Here is a 24951-nt window from a genome sequence, read left to right as displayed (position 1 = left end):
TAGAATATCGTTTTTATTATTTAATATTTATTCTGTCTTATTAGAATTTAAAATGTTATTTGTTTTTATTTTTAGATTTAAATTGCGAGTTTTGTTGGTTACGTGGTTTTTAATTGCTGTTAATCTCTTATTTGTTAGAATTTACATAATGTTTATTTGATGGTTGTACGCTCATGTCACTCGAAAATTATTTTTTACCTTTTAGAAAGCACGTCATTGGAACTGAGTTATCTCATCGTATCCATGGGACTGATCTTGATATTATTTATGCAGATTGGACGGCAAGTGGACGCTTGTATCAACCAATCGAAGATTACATTACCCATACTTTAGGACCTTATGTTGCTAACACTCATACTGAAACCAACTTAACAGGTAGTGCCATGACTCATGCTTATCATGAGGCTCAAGGCATTATTAAAAAACATGTAAATGCTTGTGATAACGACATTTTAATTACATCGGGTGCGGGGATGACCGATGTAGTAAATAAGTTTCAACGTATTTTAGGGTTACGAATTCCTGAAAGAATGCAAAACCAAGTGTCTTTTGATGAGCAAGACAAGCCTGTTATTTTTATTACTCATATGGAACATCATTCTAATCAAACATCGTGGTATGAATGTGATGTAACACTTGAAATCGTTAATCCTGATGAGAACGGCTTACCTTCTATTGAGCATTTAGACGCTTTATTACAGCAGTACAGTGCACGCAAAGTAAAAATAGGTTCGTTCTCTGCTTGTTCAAATGTAACTGGCATTAAAACTCCTTATTATCAATTAGCAGAAAAAATGCACGAATATAATGGTTTTTGTTTTGTCGATTTTGCTGCTTCAGCTCCCTATGTTGATATTGATATGCACCCATCAAATTCTAAACAATGTTTAGATGCTATTTTTTTCTCACCGCATAAATTTTTAGGCGGGCCGGGTAGCTCTGGAGTCTTAATTTTTAATAAACAGCTGTACAAAAATAAAGTACCGGATCATCCCGGTGGTGGAACGGTTACGTGGACAAATCCATGGGGCGCACATAGTTTTTTTAGTAATATTGAAGTACGTGAAGATGGTGGCACTCCCGGATTTTTACAATGTATAAAAACAGCGTTAGCGATTCAATTGAAAGACGCTATGGGAGTAGAAAATATAGCTAAGCGTGAAACTGAGATTACTGAGAAGGTGATGGATGCATTAGCCAAAAATGATCGTGTCGTTATGTTAGAACCTAGTATTAAAGATAGGTTGGCTATTGTTTCTTTTTACATTCCTAATGCTCATTACAATTTAGTGGTGAGATTATTAAATGATAAGTTTGGTGTGCAAACACGAGGTGGGTGCTCTTGTGCAGGAACTTATGGTCATATTTTATTAAATGTTGATCATGATACATCGGATAAAATTACTCAACAAATTGATTCAGGTGATTATGCTGAAAAGCCCGGCTGGATTAGAGCTTCTTTTCACCCAACGATGTTAGATGAAGAAGTTGATTATATTATTAATGCCATTAATCAGGTATCTCAAAATATTGATCAATGGAGTATTGGCTATCGTTTCAATCCAGCGTTAGGTGACTTTGAATATAAGCATGAAGATTTGAAGTTTCCAACCTTATCTTCATTTGAACCATTGCCTGAACCGTGTATGAATTTACCGTTAGCAAGCACAACCAGTGAACATAAAAAGGGATCTTTTTTAAAGAAAATGTTTAGGTAAGTTTAAAGATAAATAGATAAAGTAAAGGCGAATATCATTATTCGCCTTTTTTGTGTTCATTAAGTTAATTTATCAACTATATTAAAGCATTGAAATTAATTGGCTAAAGTATATTTTATTACCCGTTCCTGGTGTTGAAATAGTAATTGATAAGGTAGCTAGTTCTGGTTCACCATCAAGTTCATTTTTTAAGATAAAGTCGATAGATTTAAATCCCGCACTACGAGTGTTACCTACTGTGTAGTTTGTAGTACCATTGATTGTCCCACCAGTAAACTCTACTGAAATAACACTATCTTTAGGTAGTGTTTGCATAGCACTATCGGCAAATTTAAAGTTAAAAGAGCGTGATTCACCATCAGCAATTGGTTCTATTTGAACATCAGCTTGGCTATTGCTCGCATAAGTTTGTCCGTTGCCTGTTAATTCATAAATGGGATTATTAGCATCAGACATTATTAAAACAAATGCTTTACGGATGGTAGCTATTTTGGCACTTGAATTACATAAACTCCCTTCGCATTGTGGACCATTAAACATTTCATCAGCATCAGAGAAATCCCCATCGCCATCGGCATCAAAAAACTTGGTTTCGTTATCATCTTTAACGCCGTTTTCATTATCGTCACGCCATGCTTCAGACATATCGATAAAGCCTGAAGCTTCAGGTGCGCGTCTACCTAACCCCGAAGATACATTAGGATCAGTTATAGCTAAACCATCGTCATCGTCAAAGGTGTTATTACCGTTCGTATCGTAAAACGTTTCATGTCCATCGGCAGTAACCAGAATAGTTGAACGATGATCATCTAAATAAGGCTCTGTAGCACGCCATTCAACTGAACAAGTACCATTTACAGTTAAACATTGACTTTCTATGGTGCCACCTTCAGTTGTAAAGTTAGCAGGAGTTCCATCAGGCACAGGATTATTAAAGCTGTCAGCTAGCCAAACTGAAATTTGTGATGTCGCACCTGTAGTGCTGGCTTCTGGATTGATAATGCTGGGAGCAATGGTAATCGAACTTTGTTCTGCTAACCCTGTGTTTATACTTAATTCTTTTGATTGAGTTTGAATTGATACTTCTTCACCATCAATAATTCTAGTCGCTTTTGCTGTAACGCTCGCCGTTGTAGGAACCGTTCCAGATAATACCTGTGTGGTGATTTGCCCTTGGCTATTAGTTAGACCTGACACTCGACCTAAGCTAATACCACCAACGATTGTATCTAAAGTAAAATTAACTTCTTGTTGAGCAACAACATTACCTAAAGCGCTTTTTACGACAAAAGTTAAAATAGAGGTTTCTTGACCACCACTGCCTTTTAATACAATAGAGTTAGGCAACGCAGATAAAAATTCAATAGAACCAAGTTGTTCACCTGTAATGTCGATAGTTTCAGAAGCTGTACTTGTTATACCGTTTGTTGTAACTGTAGCGACAATTACATCTTCAGTACCATTTATACCGGCACATTTAATATCCTCATATGTGGCACTGGCACTGCCTTTAATACTAAATACGGTAGTATCGATAACGGCATTTTCATTTGATACACAGTTAGATGAAAAAGATATAGGTGTGGGAGTATTAATCCTTTGGTTTTGACTATCTACCAGTACAACTGAAACCCCTAAAGTTCCACCTGCACTGATAGTGTTATCACTGATAGATAATTTAATTTTGCCTTCAATAAACTCATTACTATCGTTGAAATAACCTAAGCGAACATTATCTTCTATGGTGGCGTCTGCAGAAACTATCTCATAATTTAAGTGGCTATTAACGCTCGTATCATCGGCTAAAGAAAGTGTAATAACACCAGCACCTAAAGAAGTGCCTCCTGTTATAGAGAAAGAGGCATTGCCACTTACGGTTGTTAATGCAGTCGTTGAGGTTAATTCACCAACATCAGCACTTATATTAATAAGTTGATTACTAAAAGGGTCTCCATTTTCATCAAGAAGAGTTGCTATAACTTGAGCACTTTCATCCGCTTTAAATCTATTGGTTAAAGCTCCATTCACTAGCATTTGAACACTTAAGGAGGCTGATGAAATAACTTCTGAAGAGCTGCTTATATATTCATAATCAATACTGGCGGATAAATCATCAATAGTTGCAGATGCTGTACCTGCACTTAAGCTTGCTAAGTTATTTGAAATAGAAACTTCTGCAATACCAGAGCTGTCGGTTAGTTTTGAAGGAACCGATAGGCTTCCTAAATCAACAGTGAAATTGACACGTTTACCACTAACAGCGTCACCATTTTGATCTAATACCTTTGCTTGCAGTGTGATAGATGAGTTACTTTCAAAGCTCTGTTGTGATTCAAGTTCTTTATTTAAACTGGTAAGTGTTAGATTTGAAACTACGACATCAGAGCCGCTAACAACTTCCTCATTTTCGCCAGAGCTACCATTGCACCCCGTAAGAATAAATAAACTGAGTAACAGTAAAGAGGTAAAAAGTGTTTTCATGTTAGAAATACCCTAATGGAATACAATAATTTCGCTTATTAATAAGAATAAAAGTCATTTCGTTAAAAGTCCATGAATATAAAGAACCTTTTAACAAATTAGCGGGTTTTTGTTAGGGCTAATCTACACGATTTACTCGTTTATTATTAATAAAGGCTTTTATGTTTTGTGCAACTAAATCTAATAGTCGTGATTGTGCTTCATTACTTGCCCAAGCAATATGTGCTGTAACTTTTAAATTTTCAGGAGGGTTGTTCAATAATATGTGGTTAGATGGTGGAGGCTCACAGTCAAGTACATCTAAAACTGCATAAGCAATCGTTTTATTATTTAATGCATAAAGCAGGGCAGAGTTGTCTATTATAGCGCCTCTTGCTGTATTAATTAACATCGCAGAAGGTTTCATTAGCGTAAGCGAATGCGTATTAATTAGGTGTTCAGTACTTGGAACGTGTGGACAATGTAAGCTGATAATATCAGCATGTTTACATACATATTCAAAAGAATGTCTGTTTTCTCTAATATGTTTAGCATCATTACGCTCAGCGATAAGGATGTTCATACCAAACGCTAATGCTATTTTTTCAACGCTCTCTCCTAAGTCACCATAACCAATAATACCTAATGTTTTGTTAGCTATTTCAGTTATTGGATTCCCTAATACACAAAAGGTATCGCTTTTAGACCATAAACCATTTTCTACATTATGGTGGTGATGCGTAGTTTGATTATAGTACTCAAGTATTTGTGCAAATACATATTGAGCAACTGATTGCTTTGCATAACCAGCAACATTAGTTACAGCAATGTTTAGTCGAGCTGCGGCTTTTAAGTCTACATTGTTTGTTCCTGTTGCTGTGATGCAAATTAATTTAAGTTGAGGTAGTTGCTCTAAAGTACTTTCAGATAAAACAACTTTATTGGTAATGATAATATCTGCGTTTATACACCGCTCAATAATATATTCTGTTGCTGTTGTATCGTAACAAACAAGTTTATTGACTTGTTTGCTTATATTTACTGTTGAACTAGAGGCGTTGAAGGTTTTTTTATCAAGAAAAACTGCGTACATTTGAAGGCTATTCCGTATGTTATTTGATTATTAGCATACGGAGTCGCCGTTATATTCTCAATAGACTTAGGGATTAAATATCCGTATTGAACAATTTACCCTGATTTATTATCTGCTCTAGCGGATAGAAGGATTGGCATATAATGATAGATAAAAAGCGTAAAGGACAAAATCCATAAAAAACCACTTATATCAATAAATATTACGGTACTTTCAGGCCATATCCACGGAGCAAATACTCTTATTATAGTTGCAACAATTATAAGAAAATAAGCGAGTGGTATTGTTTTAGGAGCTATTAATGGTCTTCCAGTATGACCTAATGAAACACGTGTTATCATTGCGATTATAAGTCCACCAATTCCTCCAATAGTGATTAAGTGCCAAATGTGATTACTTGGTAATTCAATGAGTATGTAGCTTAGTCCTAATAAAATTAGTCCAAAAGAAATAAACATTAATCCACTGTGAAGGGCCCAAACTAAAGGAACGTTAAGTGTTCGGTAAGGTTTCCATTTCAACCAACGAAGCGTTTGAAATATGCCAGAAAAAGTTAACAAACTACCAAAGACTAAGGTATTAAAAGTTATTAGCGGATGAAGCAACAACATAAACATCGCAAGAGCTAACGGAATATTTGTTAATTTATCTAAAACAGGAGAAGGATCCGCTTTAGGTGTTTTAGTACCATTCGCAGTAAACATAGGGACAACTCGACCTGATATAACCGACATCAACAATACAATCAATATGATGCCTGTATAACTTGATAGTTGATACGAGAATGTTTCTGGGTAACTTAAAGATAAGTGCATCGTTATATTAGCGAGAGTAAACAATAATAATAAGGGAACGAAAAATAAGTTTCGATATTGTTTTATCGCAATAATAGGCTTGCCTAGCATATAAGCGGATATTGGGAGGAAGCTTATATCTATTATTGATGATAAAGAACCCCCTAAAATATGAGGAAATAAAACAAAAACTCGCCCAAGCATCCATAAAATAAATAATAAGAGTAATGGAGTGCCTTGTACTCCTTTAATCCCCGTCCATGTTTGAACGGCTGTTAGTAAGAAACCTACAGTAATCGCACAGCCAAAACCAAAGGTCATTTCATGAATGTGCCACCACTGCATTCCACCTAATGGTGATAGCGATAGGCTACCTTTCAACATGAATAACCATAAAATCATGGCTACAACCGAAAAAACAGAACCAAATAAGAAAAAAGGGCGAAAGCCTAATCTTAATAATGGGAGCGTTTTTTGCTCTTTTTCAGGATCGGTAATTTGAAGCATAGTAGTCTACGTTATTGTTTATTTTCATTCAGTGTACTCCTGATCAAGGGAGGAATATTTGCCTCAAATCAATTTTTATTTAAAGGTTTTGTTAAGTAGGTATTATGGAATGGGTTGCTCAATTTCATAAATAGCGTCTGATATGGTGTCTAGTTTTTCATTTAAAATTGCTTGAGCGTCGTACAGCCCTTTATTATAGAAGAAAACACCCATTTCTTTAGCTATAAAGTCTAAAAGAAAATCGGCATCAAATTGCTCCAATTCACTGTCTAATTCTTTCAAAAAATATTTTTGTAATTTAATGATTATTTGTTCTTTTTGTTGTAATGAAAATTCAATAGTAGACATAATATTCAAACCTTAGCTTATTATTTAACTGTAACTGTTATAATAACAATTAGTAGAATGTTGATGTTTGAAAATAATGAAAAAAAATTGGTTTGCTTGGTGGCATACGCAATGCCAGTATTGTAAAAAAGCACGAATGATTCTTTTATGGTTGATATTAATGCTACTTGCCGATGCATTGTGGTTTCATTTGTTAATAAATTTCTAATAAGTAAGGTGGAAATATGGGATACCGTTGGACAGATTCGTTAGATATAGCACTAGACCTCATGGAAGAACACCCTGATGCCGATCCTATGAAACTTAATTTTACACAATTAAGTCAATGGGTTTTAGCTTTAGAAAACTTTGATGATGATCCAGAACATTGCGGCGAAAGGGTGTTGGAAGCCATTCAATTAGCATGGCTGTCAGAAGTTGATTAATTTTTCTATTATTTTCTGGTTTTACAACAAGTTTTATTAATCTTTAATAAGACTTGTGTTAGCCTGCACGAAACTCGTGAATATTCATTATTCACATAGCTATATAAAACTATAAAAGTTACTAAATTATTATGACCAACAACAAAAAACATCCATTATATATACCTTATGCAGGACCTTCGTTATTAGAAACCCCTTTATTGAATAAAGGTAGCGCTTTTACTTCTGAAGAACGTGTAAACTTTAATTTAACAGGGCTTTTACCGCCGCGCTACGAAACTATTGATGAACAAGTTGAACGTGCTTATATGCAATACAAAAGTTTTGATGAAGATTTAAATAAACACATTTATTTAAGAGCGATTCACGACAATAACGAAACATTATTTTATAAGCTTGTTCAAGCTCATTTAGCTGAAATGATGCCTATTATTTATACACCTACAGTAGGTGATGCGTGTGAGCAATTTTCAGATATATATAGAAGCTCAAGAGGTTTATTTATCTCTTACGAAGAGCGTCATAACATGGACGATATTCTGCGTAATGCAACTAAAAATAAAGTTAAAGTTATCGTAGTAACTGACGGCGAAAGAATTTTAGGTTTAGGTGACCAAGGTATTGGTGGTATGGGAATACCTATTGGTAAGCTTTCATTGTATACCGCGTGTGGTGGTATTAGCCCTGCTTATACATTGCCTGTAATGCTTGATGTTGGAACAAATAATGAAAAGCTATTAGCTGATCCTATGTATATGGGGCGCCGCCATAAACGTATAGGGCAAGCAGAATATAATGAATTTGTTGATATGTTTATAACTGCGGTTAAGCGTCGTTGGCCGCATGTATTACTTCAATTTGAAGACTTTGCCCAACCTAATGCGATGCCATTGTTAACGAAATATCGTGACGAAATATGTTGTTTTAATGATGATATTCAAGGAACTGCTTGTGTAACAGTAGGCTCTTTGCTTGCTGCTTGTAGAGCAAAAGGCGCTAAACTTTCCGAACAAAAGGTCGTTTTTGTTGGTTCTGGCTCTGCAGGTTGTGGTATTGCAGAACAAATAATAACTCAAATGATCAGTGAAGGAGCTTCACCTGAACAAGCTCGAAGTCAAATCTATATGGTTGATCGTTCAGGGTTGTTAATAGAAGGCATGGAAGGTTTAAGAGATTTTCAAAGTATGCTTTGTCAGTCTTTATCTAACATAAGTGATTGGGATATAAATAATGAAATCCCTTCATTATTAGACGTTGTAAATAATGCAAAACCCGATGTATTAATCGGTGTTTCTGGTGTTGCAGGTTTATTTACTGAAGAACTTATAAAAACAATGAAGTCACATTGTGGCTTACCTATTATTTTTCCATTAAGTAACCCTATAAAACAAGTTGAAGCAAAACCTATTGATGTTATTGAATGGTGTGATGGTGAAGTAATTATTGCTACAGGTAGCCCTTTTAACCCGGTCAATTTTCAAGGGAAAACTTACCCAATCCCTCAATGTAATAATAGCTATATATTCCCAGGTTTAGGTTTAGGTGTTGTTGCTGCAAATATTAGTCGAGTAACTGATGAAATGTTAATGGTAGCCAGTGAAATGTTAGCTAATGAATCTCCTTTAGCCAATACAGGAAAAGGCGAATTGTTGCCGCCTTTAACTTCTATTGCACAGCTTAGTAAAAAAATAGCCTTTGCTGTGGCTAAAGTGGCTTACAAGCAGGGTCTAGCATTAGAAATAAATGACGAAATGTTATTGGCAAAAATTGATCGTAATTTTTGGAACCCTGAATACCGTCAATATAAAAGAATTAGCACTTAAAAAGGTTAATTGCCCATATTTGCTGATATATACCTGTTACCAATCAAGAGGCTATTTTAGAGTGCTTGAGCGATAACGGGTATATAAATCGTTCACAGTTCATTTATCAGCAAGTTTTTACTTTCAAGCTAGATATCGTTTGCATTTTCTATTCAAAAGCGTAGAATACGCGAGCTTTTCTGTCACATATGGTGGCGGAAGTGTCTGGAAAATCCGTTTTAACACTTAATATAATAGAGGGCGATATGGTTACCATTCGTTTAGCTCGTGGTGGCGCTAAAAAGCGTCCATTTTATCAGGTTGTAGTTGCAGATAGCCGTAACTCTCGCGATGGTCGTTTCATCGAGAAAGTTGGTTTCTTCAACCCAACAGCACAAGGTCAAGCTGAGAAATTACGCTTAGATCTAGATCGTATCAACCATTGGGTTGGTCAAGGTGCTGGTTTATCTGATCGTGTAGCTAAGTTAGTTAAAGATGCTCAAGTAGCAGCTTAATTATACTTAGAAGGTTTTAGGAGTCGATTGTGGAAGAATTAGGTAAAGAAATCATCTTAGGTAAAGTAGGCGCTGTTTACGGTATCAAAGGTTGGTTGAAAATCCATTCATTTACTGATGACCAAGAAGCCATTTTAGACTATTTTCCTTGGTCTTTAAAATTAGGGAATAAAACGCAATTAGTGGAAATAACTGATTGGCGTCGACACAGTAATTCACTTATTGTCAAAGTTGCAAATGTTGATGACCGAGATATTGCGCAAGCATATGTAGGATCTGAAATAATTGTTAATGAAAAAGCGCTACCTGAACTACCTGAAGGGGAGTTTTATTGGCGTGACTTAATTGGTATGACTGTTGTGACTACTGAAGGTTATAACCTTGGTAGAGTTTCTGATGTTATGGAGACGGGCGCTAACGACGTACTTGTTGTAAAAGCTAATCTAAATGACGGATTTGGCAAAAAAGAAAGGTTAATCCCTTACTTATTTGAGCAAGTTGTAGAGTCAGTTAGTTTGGAAAATAAACAAATTTGTGTTGACTGGGATCCAGGTTTTTAACTTGTGAGTAACTGCAAATTATGGATAGGGGTGATAAGCCTTTTTCCAGAAATGTTTGATGCTATCACTAAGTATGGAGTAACAGGCCGAGCAATTCGTAATGGTTTGATTGACTTTCATACGTGGAATCCTCGTGATTTTACGCATGATAAACATCGCACTGTTGACGATCGACCTTACGGCGGTGGTCCAGGAATGCTGATGATGGTTCAACCATTACGAGATGCCATTATTGCTGCACGCGCTGCAGCAGATGTTGATGGTACTTCTCATAAAGAGAAGGCAAAGGTTATTTATTTATCTCCGCAAGGACGTAAATTAGATCAAGCTGGCGTACGCGAATTATCACAACATGACCGACTGATATTTATAGCAGGACGTTATGAAGGCATAGACGAGAGACTAATTGAGTCGGATATCGACGAAGAATGGTCTGTTGGTGATTACGTGTTAAGTGGTGGAGAATTACCTGCCATGAATGTAATCGATGCTATAGCACGCTTTGTACCTGGTGTATTAGGACACGAACAATCAGCCGAACAGGATTCATTTTCTGAAGGTTTATTAGATTGTCCACATTACACAAGGCCAGAAGTATTGAATACCTCTTCTTTGGGAGAAAAATCAGTACCAAAAGTGTTGTTAAGTGGTGATCACAAGCGCATTGAACAGTGGCGTCAATTTAAGTCTTTGGAAAGAACGTGGAACAGAAGACCAGAACTATTAACTAACCTAGCTCTGACAGCGGAACAAGAAAAACACTTACTTTTAATTAAAAGTGGTGAAAAAATTGTTGATGACTGTGAACCCTAGGAAGAAGGTATTATGAGTAATATTATTAAACAGCTTGAAGCTGAGCAAATGAAAAAAGATGTACCAGCATATTCACCAGGTGATACTGTTGTTGTACAAGTAAAAGTTACAGAAGGTGATAAATCTCGTCTACAAGCATTTGAAGGCGTAGTTATTGCTATAAAAAACCGTGGCATCAACTCTGCATTCACTGTTCGTAAAATATCTAACGGTGTTGGTGTAGAACGTGTATTCCAGACACATAGCCCTATCGTTGATTCAATTGAAATCAAACGTCGCGGTGATGTTCGTCAAGCTAAACTTTACTATCTTCGTGAACGTTCAGGTCGCTCTGCACGTATCAAAGAAAAATTGGGTAAAAAGTAATTTTTTAGTAGTTAAAAAATTATCTATTAGCTTGAATAAAACCTGTGTAGGAAACTACACAGGTTTTTTGTTTTTATAACTCATCATTTTATAATATCAATATATACCCGTTACCTTTTCCTTCCTTTTCATATAAGCTTTGTGATACTAAAAAATTTCAGCATTAAAATTAAAAAATAAAGGTATGCACATGCAAGAACTGAAAGCTATTTACCCTATCTTAGAAAGTGCTAAACAGCACACCCATATTGATAGCGCAACTTACAACGAAATGTATAAGCAATCTATTGAACAACCTGATGTTTTTTGGGCAGAGCAAGCAGAAAAATTTTTAGATTGGTACCAACCTTGGGATAGCGTATCTGATGTTGATTTAAAAACGGCCGATATAAAGTGGTTTTCAGGTGGTAAATTAAATGTTTCTTATAATTGTATCGATCGACATTTAGCCACTAAAGCTAACGATACCGCGATTATTTTTGAAGGTGACGATCCAAGTGAAGATGACCACATTAGTTATCAACAACTGCATGATCATGTATGTCGTTTTGCTAATTTATTAAAAGCCAGAGGCGTTAAAAAAGGCGATAGAGTTTGTATTTATATGCCTATGATCCCCGAAGTGAGCTATGCGATGTTAGCTTGTGCAAGAATTGGTGCTGTGCACTCTGTAGTCTTTGGTGGTTTTTCAACGGAATCAATTAAAGCACGTATTCAAGATGCCGACTGTAAAGTGGTCATAACGGCAGATGAGAGCTTACGTGGTGGTAGAGCAATTCCATTGAAGTCAAACGTCGATGCAGCCATAACAGAATGCCCAAATGTACATTCCGTTATTGTTGTTAAGCGTACCGGTGGAGAAATTACGTGGAATAATCGTATTGATGTAGATTACGCCACAGAAATAAAGAACCTACCTGCTACGTGTCAGCCAGAAATCATGGATGCTGAAGATCCTCTCTTCATTTTATATACATCAGGTTCAACAGGAACACCAAAAGGAGTACTTCATACTTGCGGTGGTTATTTGTTATATGCTGCCATGACACACAAATATGTTTTTGATTACAAAGATGGCGAAATATATTGGTGTACAGCAGACGCTGGTTGGATCACAGGACATTCTTATATTTTTTATGGGCCATTAGCAAATGGTGCAACCACATTGATGTTTGAAGGAATTCCTACTTATCCAGATGCTGGTCGATTTTGGCAAGTATGTGAAAAACATAAAGTTAATATTTTTTATACCGCTCCTACTGCGATTAGAGCATTAATGAGTGTAGGTGATGATCTAGTTGAAAAGGCCGATCTTTCATCGTTACGATTATTAGGTACGGTAGGCGAGCCAATTAATCCAGAAGCTTGGCATTGGTATTATGAAGTCGTGGGTAAGTCTACTTGTCCGATTGTTGATACTTGGTGGCAAACAGAAACTGGCGGAATTTTAATTACTTCCTTACCTGGTGCTGTGGATATGAAACCGGGTGCAGCAGGTAAGCCGTTTTTTGGTGTTAAACCTGCTCTTTTTGATAAAGAAGCAAATACATTAGAAGGTGAAAATAGTGGTTTACTTGTGATGACAGGTAGTTGGCCCGGACAATTAAGAAGTGTTTATGGTGATCATAAACGTTTTTATGATACCTATTTAGGGCAATACCCCGGAAATTACTTTACAGGTGATGGTGCTAAACGTGATAAAGATGGTTATTACTGGATAACAGGGCGAGTAGACGATGTGCTTAATGTATCAGGTCATCGATTAGGTACTGCTGAAATTGAAAGTGCGCTAGTACTTCATCCTGCTGTAGCTGAAGCTGCAGTTGTGGGTTACCCGCATGAAATTAAAGGGCAGGGGATTTATGCATATGTTTCTTTAATGAAAAATGCGACAGAATCAAATGAGCTCATCGGAGAACTTACAGAGTTTGTCGCAAATGAGCTTGGACGTTTTGCAAAGCCTGATTATATTCAATATGCGCCGGGATTACCCAAAACCCGCTCAGGTAAAATTATGAGAAGAATTTTACGTAAAATAGCAGAAAATGATCTTGATACATTAGGTGATACATCTACATTAGCGGACCCTACTGTAGTAGAAAACCTAATAGATAAGCGAATTATTCATGGTGAATAATAAAATCTTTACAGTTTTGTAATGAATAAGCACCTTTTAGGTGCTTTTTTTTTGTTTGTTCTATGTACCTGACCATAAAATATGTGTAAAATATTTAATACAAATTGAGTAAATAAAAGTTTACAGTTTGTATTTGTAAGGGTTTTGATTGATTTTATAACTATTCTGGCTTTTTACTATTACATTTGAGTATGACTAATTGATTTATTCTTATTTAATTACCTATGATAAGGCGAGAGTTATGACACAAGAAATAAATACAGAAATTAAAAAAAGTCGTTTAAACGATATTCATGTAAATGCTGAAGAAGTACTTATTACTCCTCAAGCTTTAAGAGATGAATTGCCTTTACCTGAAGCGGGTCGAGTGTTTGTACAGCAAGCAAGAAATGTTATTGCTGATATCATTCATAAAAAAGATAGCCGTTTATTAATTATTAGTGGTCCATGTTCTGTGCATGATGTTGATGCAGCAAAAGAATATGCTCGCGAACTTAAAAAACTTCATGAAGAATATAAAGACACATTATACATAGTAATGAGAGTCTACTTTGAAAAACCAAGAACAACAGTTGGTTGGAAAGGTTTAATTAATGATCCTCATATGGATGGATCATTCGATGTTGAATCAGGCTTAAGAAAGGCAAGAGAGTTACTCATTTACTTAACTGAATTAGGACTACCTTTAGCAACTGAAGCATTAGATCCTATTAGCCCACAATATTTAGCTGAGTTATTTAGTTGGTCTGCAATTGGTGCAAGAACAACTGAATCTCAAACTCATAGAGAAATGGCTTCAGGCTTGTCTATGCCAATTGGTTTCAAAAATGGCACTAAAGGTAGTTTAGATGTAGCCATTAATGCAATGCAATCAGCAGCATCATCACATCGCTTTATGGGTATTAATACACAAGGCCAAGTGGCGTTGATTAAAACATCAGGCAACCCAGATGGACATGTTATTTTACGTGGCGGTAAAAAACCTAATTATGGCGCTGAAGATGTTGCTTTATGTGAACAAGAATTAGCTAATCATGGTTTAGAGCCCGGCATTGTTGTGGATTGTTCTCACGGTAATTCAAGCAAAGATTATTCACGTCAGCCAATCGTCGCAAATGATGTTTTTGATCAAATAGTTGATGGTAATAAGTCAATTATTGGTATTATGCTTGAAAGTCACCTGAACGCAGGTAACCAGAGCGATAGTATTCCTATTGCTGAACGTGCTTATGGTGTTTCTATAACTGACGCTTGTATTGATTTAGCCACAACAAAAGAATTGATATCAACAGCAGATGAAAAATTACAAACTGTTTTAAAAGCACGTATTGCTTAATAAATTTTATATTTAAAATATTAACCGTACATTGATGAGACACCAATGGAAAAAATAGTATTTGATCAAAAGCTTGCAGTATTAAGAGATGAAATTGATGATATTGATTGTCAGTTAGTTGATTTATTAAAAAAGCGACGTACGGTTACCACTAAGGTTGGTGAGCTTAAAAGTGAAGTAGGTATGCCTATTTATGCTCCTGAGCGTGAAGAAGCCTTACTTTCTAAACGTAGGCAACAAGCGCAAGATGCTGGCTTAAACCCCGATGTTATTGAGGATGTGCTCCGTCGTTTAATGAGCGATTCGTACCTTAGTCAAGATGCGAGTGGTTATTTATGTGTAAATCCTACCTGTAAAAAAATTGTTGTAATAGGTGGGAGGGGGCAATTAGGCAAAATTTTTGTCGACTTATTTACTCGTTCTAATTACCAGGTAGAAGTTATAGAGCAAGAAGACTGGCCTAACAGCACCAACATATTGAGTGGTGCAAGTGTTGTTATTGTTGCAGTACCTATTCGTTTAACAACATCTATTATTCAAAAGCTTAACGACTTGCCAGAAGAATGTATTTTAGCTGATGTTACTAGCGTAAAAGAATCACCTTTATACGAAATGCTTAAAGTGCATAAAGGTCCTGTTGTTGGTTTACACCCAATGTTTGGGCCTGATGTTACCAGCTTAGTAAAACAAACCGTTATTGCGTGTGAAGGGCGCTCTCCTGAAAGCTATCAATGGCTTCTAGAACAAATAAAAATTTGGGGTGCCAAAATATATGCTGTAGAGGCAGCCGCTCATGACCAAGCTATGGCTATGGTACAAGTTATGAGACATTTTTCAACTATCGCTTATGGATATCATTTAATGACAGAAGGCGCTGACATAGCGCAGTTAGTGGAAATGAGTTCGCCTATTTATCGATTAGAACTTATTATGGTAGGACGTTTGTTTGCGCAAAGCCCTGTGTTGTATAGCGATATTATTTTTTCTAATTCGGATAATATTGATATGATGAAACGTTTTGCTTATCGATTTTTAGAGTTACTTGAAGATGTAGAAACAGGAGACAAAGAGTCTTTCGTTAATATGTTTAATCAGGTCTCCGATTGGTTTGGAGATTATGCGGGCGCTTTTTTAAAAGAAAGTAAATCTATGTTACTTAAAGCAAATGAATTAAAGAAATAACATTTGGGTTAATCTTCAATAGGTAAACAATATGCTAGGTTTTTGCCATACTTCAAAAGTTATTATGTTAATAGGTTTTATGTTGGTAGCCTCTTGTACTAGTGGAGCCTCAACATCAGATAATATTGTTTCTGGCGTGATCACTAAAGATAACTTATTGATGAATGAAGTGTTATTTAACGAAGGTTATCAGGCTTTTTCAGTGACAGAAAAAGAAAAACTACAGATTAAGGATTGGCCGAGCAACTTACATATTGATATATATTTTGGGACTTGGTGTCACGATAGTCAAAGAGAGGTGCCTAGAATACTTTCTATTTTAGATAATAATCAAAATGTGACATTTCAACTTATTGCTTTAGATATTGATAAGAAAGATCCTCAATATTTAGCTAAAAATAACAGTATAAAATATACGCCAACGTTTGTTGTTTTTATAGAGGAGAAAGAGATAGGTCGTATTATTGAACGACCTACTCAGAATTTTATCGAAGATATTACTGCTATGTATGTTAATTCGTTAAAAGTGATTGATTAAGAATTAAAATTTATAAGAAAATCCGATAGAAACACTTGTGTCTATCCATGGGGTATCGTCGTATTCTGCCGCACAAATATCAGTTTTACAAAATAAAGTCTCACCATCTTGCATTAAACTAGCATAACCTCTTAATTCAGTTACTATAGCTGCTTCTTTAGATATTTCATATCGAGTGCCTATAGCAGCTGTAAAAGAAGGTGATATTTCACTTCCTCCATCACCACTAAAGCGTGCGGCACCTAAACCTACGGATACTGTTGTTATGTAGCCTTTTTGTCTGAATAGCGCTACACCACTAAAATGAGCATACAATACGTCAACAGAACTTGTTTGATTATCTTCACCAAACTTAAAGTCATGGCTTGCATAATTTACAAGTATTTGTCCTTGTCCATTAGGTGATTCTTGCCAAGCTACACCAACCCCAAAGTGGGTTGCACTATCAACAGATATAGAAGTACTCGTATTTGGAACAGTTAAATCGGAACTAGACATACTCCCTACGTAAGGAGTTACTTCAAATTGAGTTGCCATTGTTGAGGTAGTAAGTAAGGCTAATATACCGATGGATTTCGGTAATATATTGCTTGAATTTGACATATTTAATCCCTTTTATTTGTTCTTATTTTTATCATACTATTAAACTTATCATAACGTTAATAAAAAGATTTTGTTATTAATTTAAAAAGTTGCCTAATTTATCTAATGCTTTTTCTTTTAGTTTGTTTTTAATTTTATCTTTAATTTTTCGTTTTTGTTCAGTTTTAGCTTGTTTCCATATTGAAGATAAAGCTTGTTTTGCTATTTCTGCACCTAACAAACTCGCTGGTAAGCCATTATCTCCGCCTATATTTGTTAAGTTAATGTCTGGTAGGGTAATTTGGTGCTCTTTATTACCTAACGCTGATAAATCTAGCGATAGATTTGTGCCAGCTAGAATAAGTTTACTTACGCGAATGTTAGGTTCTTTTTGTGATGAGCTCTCAGGTTGTTGAACTTCTTCTTCGTTTTTTGGAAGGTTTTTTTCTATATCATCTAATATGTCTGATAAATTGGCACTACCATTTTGGGTTAGTTCAACAAAAGCCTGTGGGTTATTAATTCTAATTTCATCAATAACGATAGGGTCTTCAGTTAGGCTTTTAATATTAATATCTAATAAAACAGTTTCAAAAGAAAAAGCATATGGATACTTGTATTGTTTTGGATTACTTAAACTAAAGCCATTTATAGCACCAGAACCTTTTACCAGCTTCATCTCAACATTTTTAACCAGTACTGTCTGGTTAGTAATTTTACTTCCTTGGCTTTCTATTTGTTGTTTAATAAAGTCATCTAGTGAGCCGCTTGCTAAAAACCATAATGCGCCGCCACAAAATAATAAAATAATAATAACGAAAGAGGCTAATTTATTCACGAATAATCCTTAATGTGTAAAAAATGAATAGAAAATACAGAGAGTATCTCTATATTAACGAAAATTATAAATCATCTACCATATAAAAAATACCTGTAAAGTTAATAGATGTATGAGCTGAAAAATATAAAAATAATTGATAACTAGATCTAAAGCTGTGATTTAGTTTATTAGAAAAATTAATTCTTTATAATGCTCCACAATGTTTAATAGTCTGTTGTAGTTCATGAGCAATTTAGAATTAAGTTATAAAGTAGAGGTTGGGTTAATAAACCCGAAGAGTCCTACCAATGTAGGTGCAGTAATGCGTGCTGCAGGATGTTATCAAGTAGATAAAGTTTATTATACCGGAAAACGTTACGAACATGCGGCAAAATTTAATACTGATACTAAAAACATAAAAGATAAAATACCTTTAATCGCTGTAGATGAAGTAACCGAAGCTATGTCTAATGGTATGAAAGTAGTTTGTGTTGATTTAGTCGAAGGGGCTATTCCTCTGCCATACTTCAAACATCCTAGTAACGCGATTTATGTGTTCGGGCCTGAAGACGGCACTATATCTCAATCCATTATTAATAAAGCTGATGCAACTGTTTATATACCAACTGTTGGCTGTATGAATTTAGCTGCAACTGTAAATGTAGTGTTATACGATCGAATGGTGAAGTTAAATGATTTTCAGATAGGAGATGAATTAATTGTAAATAGCCGAGATAAAAATAATCGCACAAAAGTAGTACGCTAAATAGACTGACTATTAGCCAATACATTACAACGAATAGTAAGTCGCTTATTTTTATACCCGTTACCAATCAAGAGGCTATTTCAGAGTGTTTGAGCGATATCAATTCAAGGCAATGCTTTGTAATAATGGTTGCTCCCTTATAAAAAGCATTGTTGATGAAGTGATTTTGCTCAAGCGCTTCTTTGATGGGTCTAAAAACAATTTATGTTTCGTTATTAACTCTAGTCAGGTTCCTACATGGATGTAGGACATTAGGGTAACGCAGGAGCAGTTACCGAGAATAACCATGACGTAAACTTAATGCCTTGCATACATGGATGTAGACCTTAGATTTCGTCTGGAATATGAAATCTGTGCCTAAATTGTTTTTAGTTCCCACTGAAACCTGCATCTTGAATGATAACGGGTATATATAAACAAAACTACTTGACTAACCATATTATTCAGCTAGAATGTTTTTAGCTTGAAAGTAATACCTATATTTATGTACGCCGTTTCGATGTTATATTTAGTAGCTCGTCCTGTTTAATAAGTAATAGCTTCACTTCCAGCAACACCGCCCTAATGTTGGGGCAAAAAAATTACTCTTAAAAAGAATAGGATATACAATGTCTACTACTACTGGTACAGTAAAATGGTTTAATGAATCTAAAGGTTTTGGTTTTATTGAGCAAGAATCAGGTCCAGACGTGTTTGCACACTTTAGTGCTATCTCTGGCGACGGTTTCAAAACTTTAGCTGAAGGTCAAAAAGTTCAGTTTACTGTTACTCAAGGACAAAAAGGTCCTCAAGCAGAAAACATTCAAGCACTTTAATTTAATTGCCGATTCGTTCGGTTATTAATAAAGCGTATAAGAGGCAAGATTATTCTTGCCTTTTTTATGTCTGCTTGTTCATTTTATACTACTCCTCTATTTAAATTTAGCGCTTATCCCATCTTTATTCTTTCCATTAAATAATACTTCTACTGTTTACCTATTAAGCACATAAAATAGTAAAAACGAATTGATTAAAATAGCTATATTTTAGTGTATTACGCTAAGGCATGTGTTGTTTTTTTGTTTTTATAAATTTAATTAAACTAACATGTTGAAAATACTTAATTTAATTTTTGGCATTAGACTTGTAATGTTCTGGTTAATTCTAACGATATTATTAGGTATTAAATTATGAAAATATTATTAACAGGTATTATTTTAGTAAGTTCTAATGTTTTTGCTCATGGCTCTTCTTTTGGTAACGATACTTGTGATTTTGACGTAAAAGGCGGTGTTCGTATTTCTCCAGCGGAAATTGAGTTTTCATACAAAAAGGAGCCTTTATATAAAATAGTTAATGACAATATACTTATCGTTAATAATAAAGAAATATCATTAAACACAAGTCAGCAAAAACTCGTTTCTAGTTACTCTAATGAAATACGTGCGCTGTTACCACAAATAAAGGTTTTAGCTACAGATGCTATTACCTTAGCTTCTGATGGTGTTAATTTGGCATTTACTGAATTGTTAGGGCCAGATAATTCATTAAGTCACGATTTAACAGGTCACTTTGAGGCGATTAGTTATGAAATTGATCAAAATTTTTCTGCTAATAAAACGGTTCATTTTGACGAAGATGGTTTTGTTGGAGATGACTTTTTCGGTGAAAATTTTGAAAAAAGAATTGAAAGTGTAGTAGAACAAACTGTTCAAAAATCTATTGGGAGCATTATGATTGCTTTAGGGCAAGAGTTACTGTTTTCTAGTGAAGGTGTGGATTCTTTTGATGCTAAAATGGAAATGTTTGGCAAGAAAATAGAAACTGAGATGGAAGCTCGTGGGGCAGAAATTGAAAAACGTGCGACAAGCTTATGCAATGCTGTTGCTAAAATTGATCAGTTAGAAGAAAAACTAAAAGAGGAAATTGAACAACTTGAAGACATCAATATATTAACTAACCTCAGCTCGGGATAAGCAAAGTTACTCAACAAGCTATTTTTATGCCTAACTTCGTTGAATTTATTACTAATAGCTAGCTATTAGATAGAAAAATTCGCCTTGTTATACACAAAAATATCAATGTTGAGAGACTAATATAACTTAGGAAAACAACGATACAGATTAAAGTTTTGATAAATAAGAATTTTAATTCATTATCTAACATTCATTAACCCGAGTTGAGGTTAACTATTTAAGTTAAATTGAAGATGAGTTTATTTACCTATTTCTTTGACTCTATATTTTTGTATAAGAAACTGCACCAAAAGGAAAAGTACTTTATAATGACCTCATTAGATAAATGAGGTTTTTTTACATGAAGATATGTGGTGTTGAATTAAAAGGTAATGACGCGATTGTTTGTATTATGTCGCGAGAAAATGGATTGTATGATATTCCAAGTATACGAGTACAGAAAATAGCAATCGCAGATGCAGGGGATGCTGAACAAGTACGAGCTTTCCAATTTACATTTGCTAAGTTAATGGAAGATTATAAAGTTGATAAAGTGGTTATTCGTGGTCGAGCATTAAAAGGAAAGTTTTCTGGTGGACCTGTTGGTTTTAAATTAGAAGCTGCTATCCAACTTATTCAAGACTTGCCTGTTGAAATTATTGCGGGTAGTGCTGTTAAAAAGTCATTGGCGAAAAGTCAGGTTGATATAGACTTTAGGGATACTGGTTTAAAGCAATATCAAGAAAGCGCATTTGAAACCGTTTTTTCTTATTTTGAACAATCAGCTTATAGACCTAATAGTATTTAACTTTTAATTTAAATATATAAATTTGAAAGGGAGCTTTTTAGCTTCCTTTTTTATTACTAAGCTTTGTCTAGCTAACTATTGCTCTTTAAATTATAACTTTTACTTTGCGTAAGATAAGTAAATTTTAGATATAAAAAAACCGACAAATGTCGGTTTTTTAAAGTCTTTATAAAAATTAAAGAGCTTTAATAGCAGCGTTTAAACGACTTTTGCTACGAGCAGCTTTATTTTTATGGATAAGACCTTTACTTGCGTAACGATCTAAAATTGGTGTTGCAGCAGCAAATTCTTTAGTTGCTGTATCTTTGTCACCGGCTTCGATAGCACCAATTACTTTTTTAAGTAATGTGCGCATCATTGAGCGACGGCTTGCATTGTGTTGACGGCGCTTTTCAGATTGTACTGCGCGCTTCTTAGCAGACTTTGAGTTAGCCAAGGTGAACTCCTAAAATTGAATAAATATTGCCTAGATTTAAGGCGACGAAATATGCCTGTTTTAAAGGCGTTTGTCAAACCCTTTCGCTTTAATTTTTAATATTTAGGTTTAAATTGAAAACTAAACGAAAGGGGTGAATACCTATTTTACCATATACTTTTTGAAATAGGTGTTTAAGTTAATTTAAACGCTTGTTTCTGCTTATTAAAAAAACGCATAATAAGTACTTACCTTGAATTATTATAAATCGCGGTGTAGGAAATAAATTTTGAGTAAAAAACTCATAAAATCAGGATTGATTGTTAGCATTATGACACTCGTTTCTCGAGTGTTAGGTTTAATAAGAGATGTTGTTATTGCAAATGTTATGGGGGCTGGTGTTGCGGCAGACGTATTCTTTTTTGCAAATAAGATCCCTAACTTTTTACGGAGATTATTTGCCGAAGGTGCTTTTGCTCAAGCCTTTGTACCTGTTTTAAGCGAATATCATGCAAAAGACGGCGATAAATTGGGGCTTGAAACACGGCAACTTATCGCACAAGTGTCAGGTACTTTAGGCGTTTTAGTTACTTTAGTTACACTTGTTGGTGTGATTGCATCTCCTGTATTTGTTATTTTGTTTGGCTTTGGCTGGTTTTGGGATTGGTTACATGATGGACCTAAAGCTGAACAATTTGAATTAGCTTCAATTTTATTGAAAATTACGTTTCCTTATTTGTTTTTTGTAAGTTTTACAGCTTTAGCTGGGGCGATTTTGAATACTGTTGGCAAGTTTGCTGTTTCGTCTTTTACGCCTGTTTTACTTAATGTTTGTATTATCTGTTGTGCTTTATTTCTTTCTTCGTCGATGCCTAACCCTGCTTATGCACTTGCTATTGGCGTATTTATAGGCGGTGTTGTTCAATTTTTATTTCAAATACCTTTTTTAATACAAGCTGGAGCTTTAGTTAAGCCTAAGTGGGCATGGAAAGCTGAAGGTGTAACTAAAATTAGAAAATTGATTGTACCTGCATTATTTGGCGTGTCGGTTACACAAATCAATCTATTGCTTGATACATTAATAGCGAGTGTATTAGTTACAGGATCGATTAGTTGGTTATATTATGCGGATAGACTTTTAGAGTTTCCTTTGGGGTTATTTGGTATTGGCATAGCAACGGTAATTTTGCCTAGTTTATCTAAATTACACGCCAAACAAAATTCACAAGAATTTAAAAGTACGGTTGAGTGGGGACTTAAAATAGTGTCTTTATTTGGCTGGCCTGCTTTGGCTGGCTTAATGGTGTTGGCTCAGCCTATTGTAATGGTTTTGTTTATGCGAGGAGAATTTTCTGAACAAACTGTAATGAATGTATCATATGCACTTTTTGCTTATTTATCAGGACTAATAAGCTTTATGTTTATTAAAATTTTAGCTCCTGCTTATTACGCAAGACAAGATACTAAAACTCCAGTAATTATTGGTATTAAAGCTATGGTAGCTAACATGGCATTTAATGTAATGTTGGCACCTTTCTTTGGATATGTGGGGTTAGCTATAGCTACAACCATGTCAGCCTCATTAAATGCGTTTCTGTTGTATCGTGGATTAAAAAAACAAGATGTCTTTAGCTTAACTAAATGTGCGTGGTGGTTTATGGCCCGTATTATGATTTCAGCTGGAATTATGGGGGGAGTGGTTTATGTTATTTCGCCTCCGTTCATAGAATGGTTAAGTATGACTAAATTAGAACAACTTATTCAGCTTGGTATGTGTATCGGGTTAGGAGTGAGCAGTTATTTTATATCTATTGTTGTATTGGGTATAAGAACGAAGGATATTAAAGTGCATACTTAGCTATAGGTTAACTACAGCTAATCGTAAATAAATTTGATGAAATTGCGTTCAGGTGCTGATTCTTATGGTTGAGTAATATATAATTCGTCGGTTTTTCCTTGAATATAAATAAAGTCTAGCAAAAGTTTAGTAAAAAAGGTTTCCTTAATAAATGCAGTTAATACGCGGTATTCATAATATACAACCAGAACATCATGGCTGCGTGCTAACGATAGGGAATTTTGATGGCGTTCATTTAGGACATAAGCAAGTTATACATGCGTTAATTAAACAAGCGAAAGAGCTTAACTGTGCAGCTGCGGTTATGGTTTTTGAACCTCAGCCTCAAGAATTATTCTCTCCAGAGACTGCACCAGCGAGATTATGTAGGCTAAGGGATAAATATACATTATTAAAGTCGTTAGGTGTGGAGCGTTTAATTTGTGTTAATTTTAATGCTAAATTTGCAACACAGTCAGCTGAGAACTTCATTAAGGAGTTGCTAGTTAACAAATTAGGCATTAAAAGTTTGATTGTAGGCGACGATTTTCGATTTGGTAAAAATCGAAAAGGTAATTATGAAATGTTACGTAAGGCTGGAAAAACATCTCACTTTAATGTGTCTGATACGGCAAGTTACAAAATATTAGATCAAAGGATCAGTAGTACTGAAATTCGCCAAGCACTTGAAGCCGATAATTTAGAACAAGCAGAAGTTATGCTTGGTAGGCCTTATTCTATAATAGGTCGAGTTTTTCATGGTGACAAAAGAGGGCGTCAGTTAGGTTTTCCTACGGCTAATGTAAAATTGAAAAGGCGTGTATCACCTGTAAATGGGGTATATGTTGTTAAAGTAAAAACGAATGTCGGGTTGTTTTTTGGTGTTGCCAATATAGGGTCGAGACCTACAGTTTCAGGTATAAGACAACAGCTTGAAGTACACATTTTTGATTTTGACTCTGATCTATATGGTCAAACAATTGAAGTGGTGTTACTGAAAAAATTAAGAAAAGAAATGAAATTTGATTCTCTTTCTGCCTTAACAAATCAAATAACGATTGATAGCGCACTAGCGTCTCAATACGTGGCTGAGTTAAGTACATAGAGTGAATCGCAACATATTATTAAATTTTTAATATTAACTGCTGCAACGTAATGATTGGGCGTTAACTAAAATACGAGTGGATATAAATTT

General features: G+C 35.0%; 24 protein-coding genes. 17 read left to right on the top strand and 7 right to left on the bottom strand.

What is annotated here, in order from left to right:
• The first annotated feature begins 173 nt into the window (after positions 1–173).
• On the top strand, positions 174–1718 hold the full coding sequence (locus tag ACM9HF_RS08865; protein WP_473617508.1) for an aminotransferase class V-fold PLP-dependent enzyme: 1545 nt from the start codon (positions 174–176) through the stop codon (positions 1716–1718).
• 81 nt (positions 1719–1799) lie between these two features.
• On the opposite strand, the gene ACM9HF_RS08860 is transcribed toward ACM9HF_RS08865, so the two are convergent.
• The 4 genes from ACM9HF_RS08860 to ACM9HF_RS08845 form a co-directional block, all read right to left on the bottom strand.
• The gene (locus ACM9HF_RS08860) at positions 1800–4199 is read right to left on the bottom strand and encodes an Ig-like domain-containing protein (protein ID WP_473617504.1); all 2400 of its coding nucleotides are present in this window, start codon (positions 4197–4199) and stop codon (positions 1800–1802) included.
• Between the two features lie 118 nt (positions 4200–4317).
• Complete coding sequence (locus ACM9HF_RS08855) at positions 4318–5271, bottom strand: D-2-hydroxyacid dehydrogenase (protein ID WP_473617501.1); 954 nt, start codon at positions 5269–5271, stop codon at positions 4318–4320.
• Between the two features lie 95 nt (positions 5272–5366).
• Positions 5367–6572 (bottom strand): NnrS family protein, encoded by a 1206-nt coding sequence (locus ACM9HF_RS08850; protein WP_473617497.1) that lies wholly within the window; start codon positions 6570–6572, stop codon positions 5367–5369.
• A 102-nt stretch (positions 6573–6674) separates the two neighbouring features.
• Positions 6675–6920, bottom strand: a complete 246-nt coding sequence (locus ACM9HF_RS08845) for a DUF2164 domain-containing protein (RefSeq protein WP_473617493.1) — start codon at positions 6918–6920, stop codon at positions 6675–6677.
• 224 nt (positions 6921–7144) lie between these two features.
• Here ACM9HF_RS08845 and iscX point away from each other — a divergent pair, with 224 nt between their 5' ends.
• The 10 genes from iscX (at position 7145) to ACM9HF_RS08795 (ending at position 16594) form a co-directional block, all read left to right on the top strand.
• Positions 7145–7345, top strand: coding sequence for a Fe-S cluster assembly protein IscX (gene iscX, locus ACM9HF_RS08840; protein WP_473617490.1), 201 nt, complete (start codon positions 7145–7147; stop codon positions 7343–7345).
• Between the two features lie 131 nt (positions 7346–7476).
• Positions 7477–9168, top strand: coding sequence for an NAD-dependent malic enzyme (locus ACM9HF_RS08835; RefSeq protein WP_473617488.1), 1692 nt, complete (start codon positions 7477–7479; stop codon positions 9166–9168).
• A 245-nt stretch (positions 9169–9413) separates the two neighbouring features.
• Positions 9414–9662 carry a 30S ribosomal protein S16 gene (rpsP, locus tag ACM9HF_RS08830; protein WP_076420269.1) on the top strand — a complete coding sequence of 83 codons (249 nt, stop codon included), beginning with the start codon at positions 9414–9416 and terminating at the stop codon, positions 9660–9662.
• A gap of 26 nt (positions 9663–9688) precedes the next feature.
• The gene (gene rimM, locus ACM9HF_RS08825) at positions 9689–10222 is read left to right on the top strand and encodes a ribosome maturation factor RimM (RefSeq protein WP_473618276.1); all 534 of its coding nucleotides are present in this window, start codon (positions 9689–9691) and stop codon (positions 10220–10222) included.
• Positions 10223–10252: 30 nt separating this feature from the next.
• Positions 10253–11035, top strand: coding sequence for a tRNA (guanosine(37)-N1)-methyltransferase TrmD (gene trmD / locus ACM9HF_RS08820; RefSeq protein WP_473617486.1), 783 nt, complete (start codon positions 10253–10255; stop codon positions 11033–11035).
• A gap of 12 nt (positions 11036–11047) precedes the next feature.
• Positions 11048–11401: a 50S ribosomal protein L19 gene (gene rplS / locus ACM9HF_RS08815; RefSeq protein ID WP_077341269.1), complete on the top strand. Its 354-nt coding sequence runs from the start codon at positions 11048–11050 to the stop codon at positions 11399–11401.
• 190 nt (positions 11402–11591) lie between these two features.
• Positions 11592–13538, top strand: a complete 1947-nt coding sequence (gene acs / locus ACM9HF_RS08810) for an acetate--CoA ligase (protein ID WP_473617482.1) — start codon at positions 11592–11594, stop codon at positions 13536–13538.
• A 265-nt stretch (positions 13539–13803) separates the two neighbouring features.
• Positions 13804–14874 (top strand): 3-deoxy-7-phosphoheptulonate synthase, encoded by a 1071-nt coding sequence (locus ACM9HF_RS08805; RefSeq protein WP_473618275.1) that lies wholly within the window; start codon positions 13804–13806, stop codon positions 14872–14874.
• 45 nt (positions 14875–14919) lie between these two features.
• Positions 14920–16056, top strand: a complete 1137-nt coding sequence (gene tyrA / locus ACM9HF_RS08800; protein ID WP_473617479.1) for a bifunctional chorismate mutase/prephenate dehydrogenase — start codon at positions 14920–14922, stop codon at positions 16054–16056.
• Between the two features lie 31 nt (positions 16057–16087).
• Positions 16088–16594: a thioredoxin family protein gene (locus tag ACM9HF_RS08795; protein WP_473617477.1), complete on the top strand. Its 507-nt coding sequence runs from the start codon at positions 16088–16090 to the stop codon at positions 16592–16594.
• Between the two features lie 3 nt (positions 16595–16597).
• On the opposite strand, the gene ACM9HF_RS08790 is transcribed toward ACM9HF_RS08795, so the two are convergent.
• Both ACM9HF_RS08790 and ACM9HF_RS08785 read right to left on the bottom strand, forming a co-directional pair.
• Positions 16598–17197, bottom strand: a complete 600-nt coding sequence (locus ACM9HF_RS08790; RefSeq protein ID WP_473617476.1) for a putative outer membrane beta-barrel protein — start codon at positions 17195–17197, stop codon at positions 16598–16600.
• Between the two features lie 76 nt (positions 17198–17273).
• Complete coding sequence (locus ACM9HF_RS08785) at positions 17274–18014, bottom strand: DUF748 domain-containing protein (RefSeq protein ID WP_473617474.1); 741 nt, start codon at positions 18012–18014, stop codon at positions 17274–17276.
• Between the two features lie 226 nt (positions 18015–18240).
• Between ACM9HF_RS08785 and ACM9HF_RS08780 the strand changes: the two genes are divergently transcribed.
• The 4 genes from ACM9HF_RS08780 to ACM9HF_RS08765 all read left to right on the top strand — a co-directional run bounded on the left by ACM9HF_RS08780 (position 18241) and on the right by ACM9HF_RS08765 (position 21504).
• Positions 18241–18762, top strand: coding sequence for an RNA methyltransferase (locus ACM9HF_RS08780; RefSeq protein ID WP_473617471.1), 522 nt, complete (start codon positions 18241–18243; stop codon positions 18760–18762).
• Between the two features lie 608 nt (positions 18763–19370).
• Positions 19371–19577, top strand: a complete 207-nt coding sequence (locus tag ACM9HF_RS08775) for a cold-shock protein (protein WP_070376065.1) — start codon at positions 19371–19373, stop codon at positions 19575–19577.
• A 354-nt stretch (positions 19578–19931) separates the two neighbouring features.
• Positions 19932–20717, top strand: coding sequence for a DUF2884 family protein (locus tag ACM9HF_RS08770; protein WP_473617466.1), 786 nt, complete (start codon positions 19932–19934; stop codon positions 20715–20717).
• A 340-nt stretch (positions 20718–21057) separates the two neighbouring features.
• Complete coding sequence (locus tag ACM9HF_RS08765; protein ID WP_473617462.1) at positions 21058–21504, top strand: DUF3010 family protein; 447 nt, start codon at positions 21058–21060, stop codon at positions 21502–21504.
• A gap of 175 nt (positions 21505–21679) precedes the next feature.
• Here the strand turns inward: ACM9HF_RS08765 and rpsT are convergent, their stop codons facing one another.
• Positions 21680–21940 (bottom strand): 30S ribosomal protein S20, encoded by a 261-nt coding sequence (rpsT, locus tag ACM9HF_RS08760; RefSeq protein WP_076420193.1) that lies wholly within the window; start codon positions 21938–21940, stop codon positions 21680–21682.
• A 268-nt stretch (positions 21941–22208) separates the two neighbouring features.
• Here rpsT and murJ point away from each other — a divergent pair, with 268 nt between their 5' ends.
• Together murJ and ribF are read left to right on the top strand one after the other, a co-directional pair.
• The gene (gene murJ / locus ACM9HF_RS08755; RefSeq protein WP_473617458.1) at positions 22209–23777 is read left to right on the top strand and encodes a murein biosynthesis integral membrane protein MurJ; all 1569 of its coding nucleotides are present in this window, start codon (positions 22209–22211) and stop codon (positions 23775–23777) included.
• Between the two features lie 151 nt (positions 23778–23928).
• Positions 23929–24861, top strand: a complete 933-nt coding sequence (gene ribF / locus ACM9HF_RS08750; protein WP_473617455.1) for a bifunctional riboflavin kinase/FAD synthetase — start codon at positions 23929–23931, stop codon at positions 24859–24861.
• Positions 24862–24951 lie beyond the last annotated feature (90 nt).

The sequence above is a fragment of the Colwellia sp. RE-S-Sl-9 genome (assembly GCF_048296855.1).
GTDB lineage: Bacteria > Pseudomonadota > Gammaproteobacteria > Enterobacterales > Alteromonadaceae > Pseudocolwellia.
Note: the sequence above shows the minus strand (reverse complement) of the source record. Positions and strands in the feature narration are given on the sequence as shown.

What these genes read in the sequence shown, in the direction of transcription:
- ACM9HF_RS08765 (WP_473617462.1), top strand. Translation starts at nt 21,058, where the DNA reads ATGAAGATATGTGGTGTTGAATTAAAAGGTAATGACGCGATTGTTTGT.
- ACM9HF_RS08845 (WP_473617493.1), bottom strand. Translation starts at nt 6,920, where the DNA reads ATGTCTACTATTGAATTTTCATTACAACAAAAAGAACAAATAATCATT.
- ACM9HF_RS08790 (WP_473617476.1), bottom strand. Translation starts at nt 17,197, where the DNA reads ATGTCAAATTCAAGCAATATATTACCGAAATCCATCGGTATATTAGCC.
- ACM9HF_RS08850 (WP_473617497.1), bottom strand. Translation starts at nt 6,572, where the DNA reads ATGCTTCAAATTACCGATCCTGAAAAAGAGCAAAAAACGCTCCCATTA.
- iscX (WP_473617490.1), top strand. Translation starts at nt 7,145, where the DNA reads ATGGGATACCGTTGGACAGATTCGTTAGATATAGCACTAGACCTCATG.
- ACM9HF_RS08775 (WP_070376065.1), top strand. Translation starts at nt 19,371, where the DNA reads ATGTCTACTACTACTGGTACAGTAAAATGGTTTAATGAATCTAAAGGT.
- rplS (WP_077341269.1), top strand. Translation starts at nt 11,048, where the DNA reads ATGAGTAATATTATTAAACAGCTTGAAGCTGAGCAAATGAAAAAAGAT.
- ACM9HF_RS08865 (WP_473617508.1), top strand. Translation starts at nt 174, where the DNA reads ATGTCACTCGAAAATTATTTTTTACCTTTTAGAAAGCACGTCATTGGA.
- ACM9HF_RS08860 (WP_473617504.1), bottom strand. Translation starts at nt 4,199, where the DNA reads ATGAAAACACTTTTTACCTCTTTACTGTTACTCAGTTTATTTATTCTT.
- acs (WP_473617482.1), top strand. Translation starts at nt 11,592, where the DNA reads ATGCAAGAACTGAAAGCTATTTACCCTATCTTAGAAAGTGCTAAACAG.
- ACM9HF_RS08795 (WP_473617477.1), top strand. Translation starts at nt 16,088, where the DNA reads ATGCTAGGTTTTTGCCATACTTCAAAAGTTATTATGTTAATAGGTTTT.
- ACM9HF_RS08835 (WP_473617488.1), top strand. Translation starts at nt 7,477, where the DNA reads ATGACCAACAACAAAAAACATCCATTATATATACCTTATGCAGGACCT.
- tyrA (WP_473617479.1), top strand. Translation starts at nt 14,920, where the DNA reads ATGGAAAAAATAGTATTTGATCAAAAGCTTGCAGTATTAAGAGATGAA.
- rpsP (WP_076420269.1), top strand. Translation starts at nt 9,414, where the DNA reads ATGGTTACCATTCGTTTAGCTCGTGGTGGCGCTAAAAAGCGTCCATTT.
- ACM9HF_RS08780 (WP_473617471.1), top strand. Translation starts at nt 18,241, where the DNA reads ATGAGCAATTTAGAATTAAGTTATAAAGTAGAGGTTGGGTTAATAAAC.
- ACM9HF_RS08855 (WP_473617501.1), bottom strand. Translation starts at nt 5,271, where the DNA reads ATGTACGCAGTTTTTCTTGATAAAAAAACCTTCAACGCCTCTAGTTCA.
- ribF (WP_473617455.1), top strand. Translation starts at nt 23,929, where the DNA reads ATGCAGTTAATACGCGGTATTCATAATATACAACCAGAACATCATGGC.
- ACM9HF_RS08770 (WP_473617466.1), top strand. Translation starts at nt 19,932, where the DNA reads ATGAAAATATTATTAACAGGTATTATTTTAGTAAGTTCTAATGTTTTT.